The following is a 19,836-nucleotide window of genomic DNA, read 5'->3' on the forward strand; positions in this document are numbered from 1 at the left end:
CTTTGCCCGCCTGCCGTCTCGGTGTACCCCACGATGCGCGCAGGGTTTCCGACCACGATCGCGTACGGCGGAACGTCCTTCGTCACGACGGCGCCCGCGCCGACCATGGCCCTACGACCGATGCGGACGCCGGGCAGGATCACGGCTCCGCCGCCGAGCGACGCTCCGTCTTCGATGACCGTCGTGGCGAACGACTCCGGGTACTGCTTGCTTCGGGGGAACGGGTCGTTGGTGAAGGTCACGTTCGGTCCGACGAACACGTCGTCGCCCAGTCGAATGCCGTCCCATACTTGAACGCCGGATTTGAGAGTCACCCGGTCGCCGATGCGGACGTCGTTCTCGACGAAGACGTGGTCGTTAATGTTGACGTCCTCGCCGATGACGGCGCCGGGGAGCACGTGCGAGAAAGCCCAAACCCGGGTGCGCTCGCCCACGGTGGTGCTCTCGCAGATGCCCTTCTCATGGACGAAGAACCCCGTCGATTCAGTCATCTCGACCCTCCTTGCGTTGTGTAAAAACGATGCGACCCGCGACGAAGCCCAAGGGCGCGGTCACGATGACGCTGAGCGCGTTCGCGTATGCGGGCCAGCTCAGGGCATGAATGCCCGCGATGACGACGAGCCCGATCAGGAAGATGGCGAGGTAGCACAGCGCGTAGAGGCTCGCCGCTCGTGCTGATCCGTCGCTGGTGAAGACCCATCTCGCCGCGAAGATGGTCGAGTAGGCCAGTCCGAGGGCGAACGAGACCGTGTATGCCAGCCAGCCCGGCATGAGGTAGCTGAGACCGACGAGCAGGGCGGTGGTGGCGAGAGTATTCGTCGCACCAATCAGGAGGAACCGCCACGCGGCCTGCCGTGCTGTGCGACGCCCTCCCGGTGCGAGCGTCACCACTCCTCGCGTTTCATCACGATCGACGTGGGGCGCTGCTTGGTGTTGTCGAAGATGCGCCAGACGTACGCTCCAACGATCCCGATCGATGTGATGGTGAGGAACGTGGAGAACAATATCGTCAACATGAGCGGGACGTACCCGGGCTCGTGGATCTGCCCGGCGAGGTAGTAGCCCAGGATCACGATCGCGGCGATGACTACGAGGAACCCGCCGAGGAGCCCCCCGACCAGGAGCACGTCGAGCGGGATATTCGTGAAGGCGAACACGCTATCCAAAAGGTACTTGACCCGTTTCCGCAGGGTCCACTGGCTCTCCCCGTCCTCGCGCGCTTGGCGCTCGTAAGGGATCTCGCCCCGACGGAAGCCCACCCAGTACAGCTGGGCCACCAGGCTGGAGTTCGCTTCCGTCATCTCGACCAACTGCCGGGCGACGGTGCGTGTGCACCCGAACACGTCGACCCCACCGGGGGGCATATCACGGGCGATGAACCGTCGGTACATGCTCCAGAACGTCCGCGCTCCGACGCTGGACAGTGCGGGATCGCTCCTGGCCGTACGGCGTCCCACGACCACGTCGAGCGCCCCGGTCGAGAGCGCCCGCGAGAACTCGATCATCAGCTCGGCCGGCTCCTGCAGGTCGGCGGCCATGACACCGATGGCCTCGCCTCGAGCGGCGGCCAGACCGCTGCGGATCGCGGCGAAGGATCCGAAGTTGCGCGAGTGCTGCAGGAGCTGAGAACGGAAGCGCGCGCCGGGCAGGGCAGCAGCCAGCGCTTCGTACGAACCGTCCGGTGAGCCATCGACAACGAACACGACCTCGGTGTCCGAGGGGAGAAGTCCCATGAGCCCGTCCAGCCGTGAGACGAGCGAGGGGATGTTCTTTTCGTTCCCGTAGACGGGGATGACGATCGAGAACGCCGTCACGCGATGCTCCTCAGCGCCGCGCAGACACGGTCCACCTCGTCGTCGGTCAGCTCGGGGAACAAGGGCAGGCTGAACACCTCGTCACATGCCGCTTCGGTGTGCGCCTTCGGCGTCGTCGGAGCGTGCGCGGAGAAGGCCGCCTGCTCCCAGTCGGGAAGGGGAAAGTGCACGTCGGTCGTGACTCCAGCACCGCGCAGATGAACCCTGACCGCGTCACGCTGCGAGCTGCGGCAGATCGCGAGATGGGCGCCGTGGCCTCCGGCGGCGGGAAGGACGGTGAGCACTTCCGGGGCGATCTCGGCTGCGGCGGCGCGATACCGCGCAATGATCTCCCGTCGCCGAGCATTGAACCCGTTCACGAGGGGAAGACGGAGACGAAGGAACGCCGCCTGCATCTCGTCGAGACGCGAGTTCGTCCCTCCGGATACTGCCGCGTCATATTTTGTTGCCCACCCATACTGGCGCAGCTGACGGACGCGGTCAGCGACCTCACTCGAACGCGTGACGACAGCGCCACCGTCCCCGACGGCGCCGAGATTCTTCGTTGGGTAAAAACTAATGGTGGCCGCATCACCGAAAGTCCCCGCGCGTCCGTCGCGAGAGTCGGCTCCGATTGCCTGAGCGCAGTCCTCGACGAGTGCGATACTTCTCTCGTCGCAGAGAGAACGCAGCTCGGGGATGTCGCCGATGTGACCGTAGAGGTGGGTGACGACGACGACCCCTACCTCATCGTCGAGGACGTCGCGGACCGTGTCGGCTGTCAGACAGAGTGTTGTGGCATCCACATCCGCATAACGGGGGGTCAGGCCGGCGCGTTTCACGGCTGTTGATGTGTACCCACCAGCATTGCCCGCCGTGACGACGATCGAGCGCCCCGCGGGCCTCACCGCCTTGATGGCCAGTTCGAGAGCGTCCGTTCCGTTAGCGACTCCCACCGCGTGATCGACGCCGACGTACTCGGCAATCTCGGACTCGAATGCGCGATGGTGGGCGCCGTGCACCGCATAGCCCGAATCAATGACCTCGGCGGCTGCGCGCAGGAGAAGATCGCGATCTCGACGCAACCCCCGGGAGAGGTCATTGAAGGGGATCGCAGGATGTTCGCTCATGAGTTCCTTCTGCGGACGAGATGCGTGGTGGCGCTGCCGCGTCCCCCGAGCATGTGGCTTCGACGAGGCGCCCCGCCTCGCTATCGACAGCGCCGTTGCGCAACGGTCGGAGTCGATGTCTTCCGCACCAGTGTATCGGCGCCTTTCGCGCGCTCTTGTTCTCGCGCGCGTTCCCGCTCTTCTGACAACGGCTCACGCACCGCCGTTTCGAACGCCGGCTCTTACGCGGATTCAGCCGACGTCGCTCGGGGGAGTACGAGGAACGATGTCTGCGATGGTCACGGAGTCGACGCACATGGTCCCGCCCTGCGTGTTGACCTGTAGATCACCGTCGATCGGCCCAGGTATGTACACCGCAACGGTTCCGGACTGCTCTGGACGTTGTATCGTCGTCCATCCGTCACGAAAGAGAAAAGCTACGGACGTCCCCGAAGCGCGCGAGAACCGGAGGATCACGAACTTCCGGCCGTCGCTGTGGGCCTTCGGGACAGCGATGTTTGTGCTTCCGTCGCTGCATTGCGTGTTGGACAGGGCCACCTCGGGATGGGCGATGGTCGCGGGGCCCGCTGATCCGTCGGGGCCTACGACCCACGCGCCCTCGATCGAGGTTGTCGTGCGCACATCTTTCCAACCGAGGCTGGGAAGAGCGGCAGCCACCATGTCATAAGGGTGAAGCGGAGGGAGGCCGAACGATTCGGGCAGTGGTGAGTCGATCAGGGGCGGGGGCGGGTGTGGCAGACTCGCGCGGAGCGTTTCAACCCACGCACGCGCATTACGTCCTTCATTACGGTCGATCGCGTTCGCTATGCCGTGAGACCACGACCACGTCGAGAACACGAAGATGACCACACCGGCGATGCCGACTGCGACGCGCAACGGACGACCCGATCGCGTTGTCGTGGGGGACTCGGATCGCCTCATACCTGCACGGACCGCGGCGACCAGCACGACGCCGATCGCCAGCCACAGGAGTGCGGAGCTTTCGAGCAGGTAACGCAGGTTGCGCCCACCCGTAGGTCCGAGGATGTCAGCGCGGCGGGACACCGCCACGACGTTAGCGAGCACACCGATGAGGGCGAAGGCCCATACGCCGAGGTTCGACCGATCGCGCAGAACCGTCCAGACGATGAAGGCGACGAAGATCGCTGTCGTCGCCACAATGCGCGGATCGAGCAGGGAGGAGACGACCTTCTCCATATCAAGACCGAAGAGCGAGGGGATGAGCCCGCCCATGACGCTGTCGAGGATGAAAGCAAGAGAGGTGGGAAGGCTGGGCGAGGAGCCTGATTCCTCGACATACCCACCGGTGAGGAAGACGACGACCTCAACGACGGAAACCACGATCAGCCCTGCCCAGAGAGGCCACGTCTTCAGGATGTTCCTCAGTCTTTCCGGCACCGGAAGTCCGCGCCAAATGACCAGGACGCACCACAAACCGATGTGGAGGGAGAACAGGAGATTCTTCTCGCTCATCGCGAGTGCGACGACATACAGGGCGAGGGCAGCGACGAGGTGGCGGCGACGGCGGCGTGTGACCCAGCGGGTGGCGCACCCGAGCACAGCGAGCCCGAGCGCGAGGGCGAGCATGTTCGTCAATGTCGCCGCCCACCAGAGCCGGGAGGTGAGGGGCCCCAGTGACAAAGTGAATGCCAGTGCGGCGATCACGTTGAATCGCGCCGTCCCGACGACGGCGTCGAGTGCACGGGCGGCGGCCACGAAAGCGCCGACGTTGACGAGTGCTGTGACGACGAGCGCCGCGGACCAGGACAGTCCGAAGACCGACAGGAACGCCGTGAGGAATGCTATGTAGCCGGGAACAAAGTGACCGAACCACGAGCGTAGGAAAACCTGGGGCGTGACCGGGTTGAGCTGGAAGAACTCCGCGTACACGAAATCGTCGCGGTGGAAAAAAGAGCCGCCGGCGATCAGGACCGTGGCAAGTGCGACCAGCAGAGCACCGACGACCAGTTCCCATCGGTTCCGGTCGTTCACAACAAGACGCGCAATCACGCTGGCGGACCTCCATGCATCCGCAAGATCCTATCCTCACCGTTGTCCAAGCCCCGGACGCGACCCCTGCCGGGCCGTCGATGTGTCATGCGGCGAGGTTGCGGACGTAGACGGTGCCTCTCGCCCATACTGGGGGCATGACGCGCGGCGAACGGAACACCTATGAAACGGCAGATCGCCACGTGCGATGGGGACGGGTCGGCGCGACCGCTGTCGCCATCGCGGTGGTCGTCCTTTCGCTGAGCGCGTGCGCCACCCCTCAGAACGGTCCCGGCTCGGTGGCCTCGGCTTCGCCGACGGGCAGCCCTGATGCGTCCCCGTCGGAGACACCCACCCCGGCCGTTTCGCCGACGTTGACGGACGAGCAGAGTGCCGCCCCCTCAGAGAATCCCGCCCCCGCGCCGTCTGCGTCGACTTCGACGATCACCGTCACGATCGCCAACTCGGGTTCGGACGAACAGGGGGTCTTTGCGTCAGGGCTCGTCACCGGCGCGACTGGCGAGGAAGGGACGTGTGTGCTGACCGCGACCTCGACCGACGGACGAGTTCTTGAGACCCAGGCCGCCGCACACGACACACCCGCCGCTCTGAACTGCGGGACCATGCGGATCGCGGCCGCCCCCGGAGAGTGGTCGCTCGTTCTCAGCTTCTCTTCGTCGGCGTCGACGGGGTCGTCTGAGCCGGTTGCGGTTCGTCGATCGTGACGTCGAACACCCGGCGACCCCGAGGAAGAAGCCTCACCGCAGGCTTCGTCGTCTTCGTCTCGCTCATCGCCAGCCTCGTGGCAACAGTCGCCCCCGCTCAAAGTCCGTCGGCATCCGCCGCGGATGCCAGTGCCTTCCAGCCTGGATATCTCATTTCGGATGCGAATTTCTTCGACTCATCGTCCATGTCGGCAGGCGACGTACAGAATTTCCTGAATTCGAAGCTCAGCACGTGCCGCTCGACGAATGGCATCCCCTGCCTGAAGGACTACTCCCAGATCACTCCTTCCCGTGCGGCGAACGCTTACTGTCGTGCCTTCCCCGGCGGGCAGATGAGCGCTGCCCAGCTCATCGTGGCGGTGTCGCAGGTTTGCGGGATCAGCCCCCGCGTCATCTTGGTGATGCTGCAGAAAGAGCAGGGGCTCATCACCGAGGACTCTCCTAGCTCGTATCAGTACACCGCGGCGCTCGGCCAGGGGTGTCCGGACGGGGCGCCATGCGACCCCGCATTCGCCGGGTTCTTCTACCAGATTTACGGCGCTGCTCGACAGATGCAGGTTTACATCAAGAACCCGAATTGGTTCGGCTACCAGCTCGGCTGGAACAACATCCTGTTCCAGGCAAATCCGCCGGATCGGTCGGGCGTGTGCGGAACCAAGCGTGTCTTCATTCAAAATGATGCCACTCGGGCCCTTTACGTTTACACGCCGTATACCCCGAACGACGCGGCTATGGCCAATTTGTACGGTACGGGAGATTTCTGTTCGGCATACGGAAACCGAAACTTCTGGCGTCTTTACACCGATTGGTTCGGCGACCCGACGGTCGGACAGGTGACCGGAGAGTACTTGACGGTGTGGAACTCCCTCGGGGGCTCGTCCGGCATCCTCGGCTCCCCGACGAGCACGGTTGCCTGCATCAATAACAGGTACTGCCAGCAGACCTTCACCGGCGGAACCATCTTCTGGTTTCCGGGCCGCGGTGTTTTCGGAGTGCCGAGCGTGGTCGAGTCGATGTGGCGCAATCTCGGCTTCATCGACGGGAAGGCGGGATTGCCGACGGGAGTACCGGTCTGCGCCTCGGACGGGACGTGCGCCCAGTCCTTCGACGGGGGCGTGATCTCCGCGGACACTGTCGGAGGGTCGCTCGTCGGGCTTCACATCCAATACATCTGGTTGGACGCAGGCGGCGTCAATCTCGGAGGTGCACGCGGACCTGAGGTGTGTACGTCGACGGGGCAGTGCGCACAGACCTTCGCCCGAGGAGCGTTCTTCTCCGGCGGGGCGGCAACCGCGGTCGTCGGGGGGGTCTTCAAGGCATGGGAAGCGGCGGGCATGTCCGGCGGCGCGATGGGCTATCCGTCCTCTGACGCCGTCTGCACGACCGCCGGCTGCACCCAGCAGTTCGGCGGAGGGATCATCGTCGCGTCGGGCTCGAACGCGCAGGCGATTCCCACTCTGATCGCTCAGCCTTATCTGGCGTCCGGGGGCTTGACTGCGCTCGGAGCACCCCTCGCATCCGCCTCGTGCGCTACGACCACCGCATGCAACCAGCTCTTCGAGCGGGCCCGTATCGATGTGTTGCCTTCTCGGGGTGCGATCGTCACAACGGGTGGATTCGTCGACGCCTGGCGCGCGCTCGGGTTCGACCAGAGCGGCCTCGGTCTCCCGACGGCGAATGCCACGTGTTCGGCCGTCACGTGCTCGCAGACCTTCGACAAGGGAACGCTCGTCGGCTCACCGTCGAACGGTGTCGTCGCCATCATCGGTCAGTACCGCGACGTGTGGACCGCCTCCGGGGGAGCGAGTGGCTCGCTGGGTCTTCCGCTCGTGGGTGATTCCTGCAACGGTCGGAACTGCTCACAGACGTTCCAGCGAGGTGCGCTCGTATGGACACCCACGTACGGCATGGTGACGATCGGCTCTCCGTTCCTGCAGGCGTGGCAATCCCGCGGTTCGGGTGCGGGAGCACTCGGTGCGCCGAAGGCGTCCGCCAGTTGCTCCTCGATCACCTGTTCGCAGCCTTTCGAGGGCGGGACACTCGTCGGTTCGCCTGCCAACGGGCCCGTCCTGGTCTACGGTCAATACCTCACCGTGTGGAACAACGCGGGTGGAGCAGGCGGGTCGTTCGGACTCCCGCTCGCGAATGATTCCTGCAACGGCCGCAGCTGTTCGCAGCCCTTCCAGAACGGCACCCTTGTCTGGACGCCTGCGTCGGGGATGATCGCCGTATCCGGATGGTTCCTCCAGCCGTGGAAGGCCCAGGGATCGTCCGACGGTGCGCTTGGTGCGCCGACAGCGACGCCCATCTGTTCGTCCCTGACGTGCTGGCAGCAGTTCGAGGGCGGTGTGCTGTCGGGCTCGCCGTCGAACGGTGTCGTGCCGCTCTACGGGCAATACCGCGACCTGTGGATGGCGAGCGGGGGGCCGACCGGCGCCCTGGGCCGCGTTCTCGCCCCGACTTCCTGTAACGGTCGGTGGTGTGAAGCGGACTTCGACAACGGGGCGATCTTCTGGTCGCCTCAGACGGGTGCAAATGTGGTCGCGCCTCCGATCTACGCGCGCTGGATGGGTGCTGGTGGACCATCTGGACGCTACGGTCTACCGACGGGGTCTTCGCGCACGGTGAATGGCGCCACGACACAGGACTTCCAGAACGGCAGCGTGACCGCGGGTTCGTGACGGCAGGGTGGGCAGGCCCAACCAAAGTCGTGACGACGAGGATGCTAATCTTCTCGAGGCAGTGCCGCGCGCCGAGGGGGGCTCGGATCGCGTATTCGAGTGCCCGTGGCGACCGCCTCCACCTCCGCTTCCCTTTTGTCTGGCTTCTTTGCCTACGGGACTTTGCGGAGGAGGCCAGTCCTGACGGGCTTGTGGCACGGCTCTTTAGGATGACGACGAGAGGTTTTCCCCGAGTGAGCGACGATCAGGTTCTATCGCCAGCAGCAGTCGAGGCGGTTTCGCTCGAACGGGCGTTGAAGGACGTCGAGGTGGCGAACGCAAGGGTGATCGCCCTTACCCGCCAGGTTCTGGAGCGGGAGGAACGGATAGCCGAACTCGAGTACGACATCGTGCAGCTGAAACGTCTCCTCGATCCCCGCCGCAAGATGGAGCATCTCTTCCGGAAGAACCACTCTCTCTACGTGATCGGTCGGCAGGCGAAGCGGATGCTGGGGCGGTGAGCCGTAGCGTCGAACCCCGCGTCCTACTCGCGGTCACCTTCTACAACGGGCGGGAATTCGCGCGGCGGACTATGGAGTCCATCGCTCGACTCGACCATGAAGGATTCGCTCTCGACGTTCTGGTGCTCGATGATGCGAGTCCCGAGCCCGGGTTCAGCGATCACCTGGCCGATCTTGCGCGTGAGACGGGTGCGACCTATTACCGCACCCCGCGCAATCTCGGCATCCCACGAAATGTCAATCTCGGGCTGGCGACCGCACAACATCTCGAGTACGACTACGTCGTGATCTCGAACTCCGACGTGATCTACGCGCAGAACTCGGTTCACACCCTGCTGGAAGCCCTTCGCGACCACCCCGAAGCGGCGTCGGCGACCGCCTGGTCGACCAATGTCGAGCCGTACTCCCTTCCCTGCGGTACCGACCTATACCTCGAGACGCAGCCAGTGGCCGACCTCATCGGTACGGCGTTGGAGGAACACTTCGGCCGGGCGGTCATCGACATTCCGGCGGGAATCTCGTTCGCGATGATGGTTCCGGTTCCCGTTCTTCCGGCGGTCGGTCTCATGGATCCCGTCTTCGGGCGCGGGTACGGGGAGGAGTCGGATTGGTCGGCTCGCGCCACCAGCGCCGGATTCGCCCACCTCCTGGTGACGGGAGCGTTCGTGTTCCACGCAGGCCGCGGATCCACATTGGCGGCGGGCCTCGTCTCTCAAACCGACATTGCCGACTGGACGAATCAGCACATCGTCGAGCACCGCTCACCGATGTTCCGTTGGGACGTCGATGGTTTCCTCCGCTCGGGTGTCCTCGACGAGAACAAGCCGGCAGCCGTCGCCGCCATCATCCGTCGAGCGGCGGCGGAGAACGGTTACGTACTCCTCGATGCATCACGCGACTGGGTGGATGTCGACCCCACGCTAGTGACGGTCACCATCCGTTCCCAAACCGATGAGATGTGCACGGCTCATTGGTCCGGTTTCACCACTGAAGTGGACACCGACACCGGACACACGACGGCGGCCATCTCTGCATTCTTCGGAGGAGCCGAACCGACGTACACGAACATTCCTCCCGCGACGTGGGAGGATTCCGAGCGACTCGGCTATCCGGTCGGACTATGACGGTCGTGACCACGCTCAGTTCGGCATTCGACCCTCGGAACAATTCCATCGGGTTCCTCCGATGGCTGATGGCCTTCATGGTTATCTTCTCCCACGCGGGCCCCGTTGCCGGCATCTTCGGCGCCGTGGACATCGGCGCTCAGTGGGGCGCCGAGACTTCGCTGGGCGGCGTTGCCGTCACCGGCTTCTTCTTCCTCTCCGGCATGCTCATCACGCGCAGCATGATGCGGTCGAGATCGCCGTTCCGGTACCTGTGGCATCGGGTCGTGCGCATATACCCGGCGTGGTTTTTCATCCTCGTCGTGACAGCCTTTGTTCTGGCACCATTGGCGTGGGTTCATTCGCAGGGCAGTATCCGCGGGTTCTCGTCATATCCGTTCGACTCGCCGTGGACGTACGTCTACAACAACTTCACGCTCGTGCTGAACCAGTGGGCGATCGCCGGAACCGGCGCGCAGACGCACGCCGTGCAGGTCGGTTACAACACCTGGAACGGCTCCGCATGGACTCTCATGTACGAGTTTTTCTGTTACCTGGGTGTTCTGGTGTTGGGCATCATCGGTGCCCTTCGCGGACGTATCATCGGCGCGGTGGTCGCGGGTCTTGTGATCATGCTGAGCACGTTCCAGACGTTGCACGTCGGGGATCTCGCTGGTGCGCTGCAAACGTTGTCGAACCCGCAGGTTTTGCAGTTGGCCGCACCTTTCGCATTCGGCACGCTCGTTCAGCTCTACATCGAGAAGGTCCCCTTCGATGACCGCCTGGGGATCGCCATGCTCGCCATCGCCGCTCTGTGCTGGTGGCGGGGGGGCTGGTTCCTTTTCGGGCAGTACGCCTTCTCCTACGGCCTCATCTGGTTCGGAACGCGGGTGAAGGCGCTATCCGGGTGGGACCGGCACGCCGATCTCTCGTACGGCATCTACATCGCAGGGTGGCCCGTGATGTTTCTCGCGGCGGAGTACGGACTTGCGTCGTTCGCGGGCGGATTCTGGTACCTGCTGATCGTGATCGTGGTGGTGCACGTCTATGCCTACGCGAGCTACATGCTCTTCGAAAAGCCGGCCCTGGATCTGAAGAATTGGATGCCGCGATGGCTTGCTCGTATGCGGGGACTGCCAGCCGTCGCTCCTGGCGGGGGTGGCGGAACCGGCATCCTGGTTCGCGCTCGATTCGTCCCGCTGATCCTGCTGCTCGTCGTGACCGTGGGACTCATCATCGTCGGTGCAGTGCGTACCTGGGCGTAGCCTGCGGACGTGGCAGAGGAGGACCTCATGAAGAACATCGTCGTGATCACGGGAGCTGGTGGCTACGTCGGCAGGCACGTCGTGAAGGCTGTGGCGGAACTTGGTTACGAAGCAGTGGCGGTCGTCCGCCGCCATCGCGACGGTGATTTCGATGCGGCGACGCGTGTCGTCGAGGCCGACGTACTCGCGCCGGGATTCGATATCGCGACCGTGGCTGCATCCGATCAGATCGAGGCAGTAATCCACCTCGCGTGGCAGGACGGCTTCGTACACAATGCCCCGTCTCACCTGGCCCGCCTGTCCGACCATTACCGGTTCCTCACCTCACTCGTGGATTCGGGCATCCGCCGCATCGCAGCGCTCGGGTCAATGCATGAGATTGGTTATTGGGAGGGCCCCGTCACCGCGGAGACTCCCACGAACCCCGCGACCCTCTACGGGATTGCGAAGGACGCGCTGCGTCGGTCGGCGATGCTCTCGATCGCGGATCGAGCGGAGTTCGTCTGGCTCCGGGCGTACTACATCTTGGGTGACGACCGTCGCAACAGGTCGATTTTTGCCAAGCTTCTCGAGGCGTCGGATCGAGGCGAGACGGTCTTCCCGTTCACTAGCGGGCGGACGCTGTACGACTTCATCGATGTCGCCGAACTGGGGCGTCAAATTGCGGTGGCGGCGACGTCCGACGGCGTGACAGGCACTGTAAATGTGTCCTCCGGCGAGCCCGAGTCGCTCGCAAACCGTGTGGAGCGCTTCATTTCGGAGAACCGGCTCGATATCACCCTGCAGTACGGTGCATTTCCCGACCGTCCGTACGACTCCCCGGGAATCTGGGGGGAAGCGACCGAGATCCGCGCCCTGATGGCGCGCTCTCCCTTTCCGCATTCAGCGTGAGCTCGCCCCTACGGTCCGGCGGCCGGCGCATCCGTGCTGCGGGATCAGCGTGAGCCGCTCGCGCTACCTTCCACGTCGATGCGCAGATATCCGGTCGCGCGCGGATCGAACTCCACGTTGAACGAGGTCGCCTGCATAATGTTGTGCACATCATTACCGTCGCCGTCGATGAGGGTGGCGTTGACGAAATACTTTCCGCCGCCAAGCGCGGGCTTCTTCAAAACGAAAGCCACCTCGCCTTCACCGTCGAGAGGCGGCATAGGCGTATCGAGCCAGTCAGTCCCCGTGACGAACATCTTCTGGCCCATCGTGTCATCGATCTGCACGCGGCATCCCCAGGTCTGAAGACCGGTGGAGGTCACGGTGAGGCGGATTTCGAGGTCGTCCTCCGGTTGCAGTGCGGACCCCTCTTCCTTACCGATGACGTGGGCGCTCACGCCGGTCACGGCGCTTTGCGGACGTTCGACTTGGGGCTCGGCAGCGTCCCGCTCGGCGACGCGACGCTCTTCAAGAAGGTCACGGAATCGGGCGACGGCCGTGGACGGCTTGCCATCGAAGAGGACTTTGCCCTGGTGGAGCAACACGCATCGCCCGCAGAGCTCGACGACCTGATCGAGCGAGTGCGTCACGAGGATGATCGTGCGTCCCTGCTGTTGAAACTCCCGGATGCGATCCATGCATTTGCGCTGGAACGCCTCGTCGCCGACGGCGAGGACTTCATCCACGAGAAGGACGTCGGGGTCCGTGTGCACGGCCACGGCAAAAGCCAATCGCACGTACATCCCGGATGAGTAGAACTTGACCTGGGTGTCGATGAAATCGCCGATTGACGCGAACGCGACGATGTCGTCGAACTGTGCTTCTGTCTCTTCGCGGCTGAGCCCGAGAACTGACGCATTGAGGAAGACGTTCTCTCGACCGGTGAGATCGGGATGAAAGCCTGCGCCCAACTCAAGGAGAGCGGCGAGGCGCCCGCGCTCTTCCACCGTGCCACTGGTGGGATCCACAATCCCGCCGATGACCTTCAGAAGAGTGCTCTTGCCCGATCCATTGTGCCCAATGAGGCCGATGGTCTCGCCCGCGTAGATGTCCAGATCGACGTCTCGCAGCGCCCAGAACTCTTTTTTGTGGCGGCGGCCGGCGCGCCCGAGAGTGACGACTCGTTCCTTGATCGAAGAATCTTTGCGGATGGTGAACTTCTTTGAGACGCCACGGATGCGAGCGACCTCGGGGCGGAGGGCGCCGTCTGCCGGCACAGTGGGGAGAATCGGCATGGGTTCACAGCTCCTGAGCGAAGTTGCCCTGCAGGCGAATGAAGACGCGATGGCACACCAGCAGCAGCACCAATCCGATGAGAAGAGCGATCGTCATGCGGAGGAGGAGCTCGCCGGGCCACTCGGCGGTATCGCCGGCTACCCAGAAGGCTCGCTGGAACCCGAGGACCGCGAGGGTGAGCGGGTTGTTCGTGTAGATGTCGAGGACGGTGGGCGACGGGATGAGCGTCTTCGCCATTTGCCAGGAATAGACGATCGGGCTCGCCCAGAACAAAAGCATCGTGATGACTTCGACGAGGTACTGCACGTCTCGCAGATAGACATTGACCGCGCTGAACAACAGCGCGAATGCCGTGCCGTACACCACGATGAGTGCGATGGCTGGCACGGCGTAGGCAAGCTGAGCGTGCAGCGGCGGTTTTGCGACGAGAAGCGTGGCGGCCACCAGGACGATGAGCTGGATGCCGAAATTGAACAGTGCCGATCCGACACTCGAAAGAGGGAATACCTCGCGGGGGAGATACACCTTTTTGACGAGTCCGGCATTGGTCAGTACGGATCCGGTTCCGCCCACGACGATCTCCGTGAACAGACCGATCGCCGAGAGGCCCGCGAAGACGTACACCGCGAAGTCGGGGATGCTTCTCGCGGCGCCGAGGAACTGCCCCATCACGATGAAATATACGGCGAGCTGGATCAGCGGACGGATGAGCGACCAGAAGAATCCGAGAGTGGAATCCTTGTACCGTGCCTTCAGATCGCGACGTACGAGGAGGCTCAGCATTTCTCGGTGAGAGAAGATCGCGCGAATCGCTCCCCACCATGCCCCTCGACCGGTCACCGCTCCGACGGGAGCCAGCGGGGTTGCCGCCAACCGCTCCATGCGCAGCGCGGCTTGTTCATTTGCACGAGACATTGCCCTTGATCCTACAGGGGGTTTCTCCGAGCCGTTTGGGCGGCTGTGGGATGCGCGCGCAGCGCGTCAGTCGTGCGAGGGGGCGAGGTACTCTGACAGTCGTTGCTGCCAGGTGGTGTCGAGCATGGACGTCTCGAGCACGCTGTTTCGGGGCCTGTCGGACACCGGGGTGGACGCGGTCGAATAGTACTCGTCCGTGCTCACGCCCGTGACGCGGGCGGGGTCGTGCCCCGTGAGGCGGAACACTTCTCGGGCGACGTCGCACCAACTACCTGGCTCACCCACATTCGTGACGTTGTGCACACCGAAGGGTGCTCCCGCGCTGAGGAGCTGGCGGATGCCGGCTGCGATGTCGCACGCGAAGGTGAGCCGCCCCATCTGGTCGTCGACGACGCGCGGGTCGATGCCTCGCTCGGCGAGGTCGGCCATGGTGCGAACGAAGTTATGCCCGTCTCCGACGACCCAGCTCGTGCGCACGATGTAGTGGCGGGGGACAGTGGAGACGATCGCGTCGCCGGCGGCTTTCGTCTGTCCGTAGACGCCGAGAGGCGACACCGCATCCTCCGCCGTGTAGGCGGTGCTCTTCGTACCGTCAAAGACGTAATCGCTGGAGATATGGACGAGCGTGATCCCGTTGGCCGTGGCAATTCGAGCGAGGCTGGCGACGGCTGTAACGTTCGCGGCCCACGCTTCTCTGCGGCCCTCGGGGGTCTCTGCGATGTCAACCTTGGTGTACGCGGCAGCGTTGATGATGACGTCGTAGTCACGCCAGCGACGCGCGGTATCCAGTCTCGGGGAGGTGAGGTCGAGGTCGTCACGGGTGGTGAATTCGATCCCGGGACGATCGCCGAACTCGGCGCGCAGAGCTCGACCGAGCTGACCGTTGGCCCCCGTGATCAGGATCTTCTTCGGTGGCATGGGAACCACCTCGGCAAGACGCGGATGCGCCCTGTCTTTCTCGCTGATCTCGACCTCATCGAGCGGGATGGGCCACTCGATGGCGGCCGATTCGTCGGCGAGGTTGAGGAAGGTGTACGTCGCGTCGGGCGACCAGTGGTCGTTGACGAGGTACGTGTAGGCGGTGTCGGCCTCGAGGGTCTGGTAGGAGTTGCCGACGCCGCGCGGAACGAAGATCGCCGTTGACGGGTCGAGCTCGATCGTGAAGACGGCGCCGAAGGTCTCCCCCTCGCGGAGATCGACCCATGCCCCGAAGATGCGCCCGGTGGCAACCGAGACGTATTTGTCCCAGGGCTCCGCGTGTATGCCGCGCGTGGTCCCGACCGCGTCGTTGAACGAGATGTTGTTCTGCACGGGGCCGAAGTCGGGAAGCTCGATGCCGACCGCGGTCATCTTGTCGCGCTGCCAGTTCTCCTTGAACCATCCGCGCGCATCCCCGTGCACCGGCAAGTCGAGGACGACGAGACCCGGTATCGGTGTCTCGCGCACGGCGAGGGCCTTGCCGAAGGCGATCGACATTGAGGTCACTGCCCTTTGCTGGCGTAGAAAGCTTCGACGCCGTCCTTGGCGGGTGCCCACCAGGCCTCGTTGTCGCGGTACCAGTCGATGGTGGCGGCGAGTCCCGATTCGAAGTCCCCGTATGTAGGGGTCCAGCCGAGTTCGGTGCGCAGCTTGGTCGAATCGATCGCGTAGCGCATGTCGTGGCCGGGGCGATCGGTGACGAGGTCGTAGGCGTCCTTCGGCTGACCCGTGATCTGCAGAATCAGCTCGACGACGCTCTTGTTGTCCTTCTCGCCGTCGGCGCCGATGAGGTACGTCTGACCGATCTCACCCTTGTCCAGGATGGTCAGTACCGCCGAGGAGTGGTCGTCGGCGTGGATCCAGTCGCGGACGTTCTCACCCGTGCCATACAGCTTCGGACGGACGCCGCGCAGAACGTTCGTGATCTGACGGGGAATGAACTTCTCGACGTGTTGGTAGGGGCCGTAGTTGTTCGAGCAGTTGCTGATGGTCGCGCGGACACCGAACGACCGGACCCATGCGCGCACCAGCAGGTCGGAGCCGGCCTTGGTGGAGGAGTACGGCGAGGACGGGTTGTACGGCGTCTGCTCGGTGAAGCGCGCTGGGTCGTCGAGCTCCAGGTCTCCGTAGACCTCGTCGGTGGAGATGTGGTGGAAGCGGACGTCATGTCGCCGCGCAGCCTCGAGCAGCGTATAGGTGCCGATGATGTTGGTGTCGAGGAACGGGCGCGGATCGTGCAGCGAATTGTCGTTGTGCGACTCGGCGGCGTAATGCACGACGGCGTCGGCTTCCGCCACGAGCGGACCGACGACGGCCGCGTCGGCGATGTCGCCCACCACCAGACGGACGCGGTCTTCGGGGAGACCATCCAGCGACGCCTCGTTGCCGGCATAAGTCAGCTTGTCGAGCACCGTCACCGTGTGGTCGGTATGCGCGACGACGTGGTGAACGAAATTGGAACCGATGAAACCGGCGCCGCCGGTCACGAGCAGGCGCGTCATCCGCGGCCCCTTTCAAGGATCTCGAGCAGGTAGGTGCCGTAGCCGGATTTCACCAGGGAGTTCGCTCGCTCGCGGAGAGCGGCATCGGAGAGGAAGCCCTGACGCCAGCCGACTTCTTCTGGCACACCGATGCGCAGACCCGTGCGGCGTTCGATCGTTCTGACATAGTCCGCCGCATCCGTCATCTGATCAAATGTCCCCGTGTCGAGCCACGCGGTACCGCGGGGGAGGACCTCGACCTGGAGAGTTCCGCGCCGCAGATACTCGGCGTTGATGTCGGTGATCTCGTACTCACCGCGCGCAGACGGCTCAAGATTGCGTGCAATTTCGACGACGTTGTTATCGAAGAAATACAGTCCTGGGACGGCGTAGTTGCTGCGGGGAACGGCGGGCTTTTCTTCGAGGGAGACCGCGTGGCCATCGCGGTCGAACTCAACCACGCCGTAGGCAGACGGCTCCGCCACCCAGTAGGCGAAGACCGCGGCCCCGTCGACATCGGCGTAGCGCTTGAGCTGTGTTCCCAGACCCGGCCCGTAGAGCAGGTTGTCACCCAGGACCAAGGCGACCTTTTCGTCGCCGATGAAGTCCGCGCCGATAGTGAACGCCTGCGCGAGACCGTCGGGGGACGGCTGCTGCGCGAAGGTGATGTCGACGCCGAACTGGGATCCGTTGCCGAGGAGACGCTCGAAAAATGGTGCGTCGTGCGGAGTCGTGATGATCAGGATGTCGCGGATGCCGGCGAGCATCAACGTCGACAGCGGGTAGTAGACCATCGGCTTGTCGTACACCGGGATCAGCTGCTTGGAGACCCCCAGCGTGATTGGATGCAGTCTGGTGCCCGAGCCGCCAGCGAGAATGATGCCTTTCACGCTTTTATGTTGTCACACCCTGGCCAGCGGCCCGAGTGCGAAGCGGGCCCGTCCACCCCGATTCGATCAGTCCCGCGTCGCCCAGTACGCGCTGCTGCGCATCTTCAACGACTCGCGAAGACCGATAGTTTTGTCTACCGCATCGACCGGCAGGCGCAGGCGCGGTGCCAGAGCGCCTCGGCGCCATCCCTCCCACCGGCCGACGAGTGACACGACGTCACGACGCAGCACGAGACGCGCTCCGGTGACGATCGCCTCGACGAGGAACGCCCGAACGCCCCATCGGGAGCGCAGCACGCCGTACTTGCGCAGCAGGTAGCCGCGCGCGAACCCGGAAAGACGGCGCTGCCGCACGGACTCCTTGCCTGCGCTCGCGCCGCCCAAGTGCATTCCCGAGGGCTCGGGGATCGCGACACACGACCATCCGGCCGCCCGCAGACGGAAGGCGAGATCGAGTTCTTCGCCGTACATGAAGATGTTCGTGTCGAACAGGCCCACCTCCGCGAGGGCTGCGCGGCGATAGACGGCTACGGCACCGTAGGGTCCGAGGACGGGTGGGCGCTCGGCATCGGCTCTCGAGAGCTCGGCGCCGTGGAAACGGACGAAACCCGCCCCCGTCACATCGGCCACGATGCCGTAGGAGTCGACGGTGCCGTCGGGAGCGAGAAGCAGGGTCGCGGCGCTCCCGACACGGGATGCCGGGTCGTCGGGCAGGGCGCGGAGAGCTGCAGCGACGGCATCGGGTTCGAGGACGACATCGCTGTTCACCAGCATGACGAGGCGGCCGTGACCCGCGGCCATCCCGACGTTGCACGTGCGGGCGAACCCGAGGTTGACCTCGTTGCGGATGAGCGTGACGTCGGGGAACTCGTCGCCGATCCGATCGGCGGTGTCGTCGGGGGACAGATCGTCGACCACGATGACGCGGGCCGGGACGCTTTGCGCACGGGCCGCTCGGATGCAGGAACGGACGAAGTCCCAACCCCCGTGGACGGGGATGACGAGATCGACCTCGGGATCAGCGTTCATTCGCGACCTGCCTTCCAGTGGGGGCGAGAGCCCGGCCGTCAGCGAGATCGTGCAGTGGGCGATTGCGAAGCCGACGGAGGCGGAGGGTTCAGTTTATCGTCGCGCGGTCGGGGAACCCGGTCGGTAGCATGGTCGGGTCCCCTCGACACCGACGCCATGACCTCCACAGACCCCGCCTCCGTCCCCGGTTTCATCGTTCTCGCGGCGTACCGGCCGCCCGCCGAACTCTTCTCCCGCCAGCTCCGATCGATCCAGGCGCAGACGCTGACAGCGTTCCAGTGCGTGATCGTGGCTGACGGCGGCGTCGATGAGGTTCGCGGACAGGTCGTCGACGCGGTCGGAACTGACGAGAGGTTCCGCGTCGTCGGTTTCGAAGAGCGGGTGGGCTTCTACTCCAACTTCGAACGTGGTCTCGAGGAAGTGCCCTCCGACGCACCCTGGGTCGCGCTGAGCGATCAAGACGACGAGTGGAGGCACGACAAGCTCGCGATTCTCGTTCCCGCTCTCGAGCGGGCGGCGTTGGTCAGCGGTCAAGCGCGCGTCGTGACCTACCCCGAGGGCGTCGTCGTCTCGGCATCCACCCAACGACGAGCGGTGACCGCACCGGCCCTCGTGCTCGAGAACCAGTTCTCCGGGGCTCTGTGCGTCTTCCGCGGCTCGCTGCTGCGCACCGCGCTGCCTTTCCCTCGCTACACCGGACCCGCGCAGGTGCACGACCACTGGCTCGCCGTCTGCGCCGCCGCTACGGGGGGAATCGCCGTCGTCGACACGGTGGTGCAGGACTACGTGCAGCACTCCGCGAACGTGCTCGGCGAAGCGGACACCGCGCGCCTGGGATGGCGCCAGACGCTTCGCCGTCGTCGGGATGCCGTCCGGACCGACACGCAGGGAGCGGGACCCCGGGCCGTCGCGCGCTCGATCTACCTCGTCAATGCGGGGTGGGCGGAGGTCATGATCGATGCCCTCGGCACACGCGTCGTCCGCGCGCCCGTTCAGCAGCTCGCCGCGGCCTTCGGTTCACACCGGCGTAGCGGGCGCACTGTCCAGACGGTGATCGGGGCCGCACGCCGTCGCGAGATCTCTGCGCGCTCCGCGGCCGTGTATCTCGTCGGTAGCGCTCTGTGGACGCTCACCGGTGGTGACCGCCGCGGGTAGCAACGGTTTCGCCGACGGCTCGCGACGGGCCTCACG

Annotated in this window: 17 protein-coding genes and 2 pseudogenes; 6 read left to right on the top strand and 13 right to left on the bottom strand. The window is 64.6% G+C overall.

Translation table 11 applies throughout. From position 1 onward, the window contains the following. Positions 1-29: 29 nt before the first annotated feature. The 7 genes and pseudogenes from NE358_RS04075 to NE358_RS04105 form a co-directional block, all read right to left on the bottom strand. Positions 30-182: pseudogene (locus NE358_RS04075) on the bottom strand (DapH/DapD/GlmU-related protein); the annotation flags it as partial. Positions 183-242: 60 nt separating this feature from the next. Next, positions 243-491: pseudogene (locus NE358_RS04080) on the bottom strand (hypothetical protein); the annotation flags it as partial. Beyond that, positions 484-888 (bottom strand): GtrA family protein, encoded by a 405-nt coding sequence (locus tag NE358_RS04085; RefSeq protein ID WP_289941732.1) that lies wholly within the window; start codon positions 886-888, stop codon positions 484-486. The gene NE358_RS04085 and the pseudogene NE358_RS04080, both read right to left, overlap by 8 nt. Beyond that, entirely contained in the window at positions 885-1,814 is a 930-nt protein-coding gene (locus NE358_RS04090; protein ID WP_289941733.1) for a glycosyltransferase family 2 protein, read from the bottom strand. Before NE358_RS04090 ends, NE358_RS04085 begins: the two co-directional genes overlap by 4 nt. Then, positions 1,811-2,923 carry a DegT/DnrJ/EryC1/StrS family aminotransferase gene (locus tag NE358_RS04095; RefSeq protein WP_289941734.1) on the bottom strand — a complete coding sequence of 371 codons (1,113 nt, stop codon included), beginning with the start codon at positions 2,921-2,923 and terminating at the stop codon, positions 1,811-1,813. Before NE358_RS04095 ends, NE358_RS04090 begins: the two co-directional genes overlap by 4 nt. A gap of 231 nt (positions 2,924-3,154) precedes the next feature. Then, on the bottom strand, positions 3,155-4,915 hold the full coding sequence (locus NE358_RS04100; protein ID WP_289941735.1) for a hypothetical protein: 1,761 nt from the start codon (positions 4,913-4,915) through the stop codon (positions 3,155-3,157). Positions 4,916-5,192: 277 nt separating this feature from the next. Next, entirely contained in the window at positions 5,193-5,375 is a 183-nt protein-coding gene (locus NE358_RS04105; protein ID WP_289941736.1) for a hypothetical protein, read from the bottom strand. 339 nt (positions 5,376-5,714) lie between these two features. On the opposite strand from NE358_RS04105, the gene NE358_RS04110 reads away from it, so the two are divergent. The 5 genes from NE358_RS04110 (at position 5,715) to NE358_RS04130 (ending at position 12,077) form a co-directional block, all read left to right on the top strand. After that, positions 5,715-8,318 carry an LGFP repeat-containing protein gene (locus NE358_RS04110; protein WP_499318306.1) on the top strand — a complete coding sequence of 868 codons (2,604 nt, stop codon included), beginning with the start codon at positions 5,715-5,717 and terminating at the stop codon, positions 8,316-8,318. 233 nt (positions 8,319-8,551) lie between these two features. After that, complete coding sequence (locus tag NE358_RS04115; RefSeq protein WP_289941740.1) at positions 8,552-8,818, top strand: hypothetical protein; 267 nt, start codon at positions 8,552-8,554, stop codon at positions 8,816-8,818. Next, complete coding sequence (locus NE358_RS04120) at positions 8,815-9,942, top strand: glycosyltransferase family 2 protein (protein ID WP_289941744.1); 1,128 nt, start codon at positions 8,815-8,817, stop codon at positions 9,940-9,942. Before NE358_RS04115 ends, NE358_RS04120 begins: the two co-directional genes overlap by 4 nt. Beyond that, positions 9,939-11,186 (top strand): acyltransferase family protein, encoded by a 1,248-nt coding sequence (locus NE358_RS04125; protein WP_289941746.1) that lies wholly within the window; start codon positions 9,939-9,941, stop codon positions 11,184-11,186. The genes NE358_RS04120 and NE358_RS04125 overlap by 4 nt, the downstream gene beginning before the upstream one ends. Positions 11,187-11,213: 27 nt before the next feature. Beyond that, the gene (locus NE358_RS04130) at positions 11,214-12,077 is read left to right on the top strand and encodes an NAD-dependent epimerase/dehydratase family protein (protein WP_289941747.1); all 864 of its coding nucleotides are present in this window, start codon (positions 11,214-11,216) and stop codon (positions 12,075-12,077) included. Between the two features lie 44 nt (positions 12,078-12,121). Here the strand turns inward: NE358_RS04130 and NE358_RS04135 are convergent, their stop codons facing one another. The 6 genes from NE358_RS04135 to NE358_RS04160 form a co-directional block, all read right to left on the bottom strand. Then, the gene (locus tag NE358_RS04135) at positions 12,122-13,351 is read right to left on the bottom strand and encodes an ABC transporter ATP-binding protein (protein ID WP_289941749.1); all 1,230 of its coding nucleotides are present in this window, start codon (positions 13,349-13,351) and stop codon (positions 12,122-12,124) included. A gap of 4 nt (positions 13,352-13,355) precedes the next feature. Next, positions 13,356-14,267 (bottom strand): ABC transporter permease, encoded by a 912-nt coding sequence (locus NE358_RS04140; protein WP_289941751.1) that lies wholly within the window; start codon positions 14,265-14,267, stop codon positions 13,356-13,358. Positions 14,268-14,333: 66 nt separating this feature from the next. Next, positions 14,334-15,743 carry a sugar nucleotide-binding protein gene (locus NE358_RS04145; RefSeq protein ID WP_289942646.1) on the bottom strand — a complete coding sequence of 470 codons (1,410 nt, stop codon included), beginning with the start codon at positions 15,741-15,743 and terminating at the stop codon, positions 14,334-14,336. A gap of 5 nt (positions 15,744-15,748) precedes the next feature. After that, a complete protein-coding gene (rfbB, locus tag NE358_RS04150) occupies positions 15,749-16,747 on the bottom strand; it encodes a dTDP-glucose 4,6-dehydratase (RefSeq protein WP_289941753.1) in 999 nt (332 codons plus the stop codon). Next, positions 16,744-17,616 (bottom strand): glucose-1-phosphate thymidylyltransferase RfbA, encoded by an 873-nt coding sequence (gene rfbA, locus NE358_RS04155; RefSeq protein ID WP_289941755.1) that lies wholly within the window; start codon positions 17,614-17,616, stop codon positions 16,744-16,746. The genes rfbB and rfbA overlap by 4 nt, the downstream gene beginning before the upstream one ends. Positions 17,617-17,682: 66 nt before the next feature. Beyond that, on the bottom strand, positions 17,683-18,645 hold the full coding sequence (locus tag NE358_RS04160; protein ID WP_289941757.1) for a glycosyltransferase family 2 protein: 963 nt from the start codon (positions 18,643-18,645) through the stop codon (positions 17,683-17,685). 156 nt (positions 18,646-18,801) lie between these two features. On the opposite strand from NE358_RS04160, the gene NE358_RS04165 reads away from it, so the two are divergent. After that, the gene (locus tag NE358_RS04165) at positions 18,802-19,800 is read left to right on the top strand and encodes a glycosyltransferase (RefSeq protein ID WP_141375382.1); all 999 of its coding nucleotides are present in this window, start codon (positions 18,802-18,804) and stop codon (positions 19,798-19,800) included. Positions 19,801-19,836: the final 36 nt, after the last annotated feature.

The organism is Sphingomonas sp. G5, from assembly GCF_052660795.1.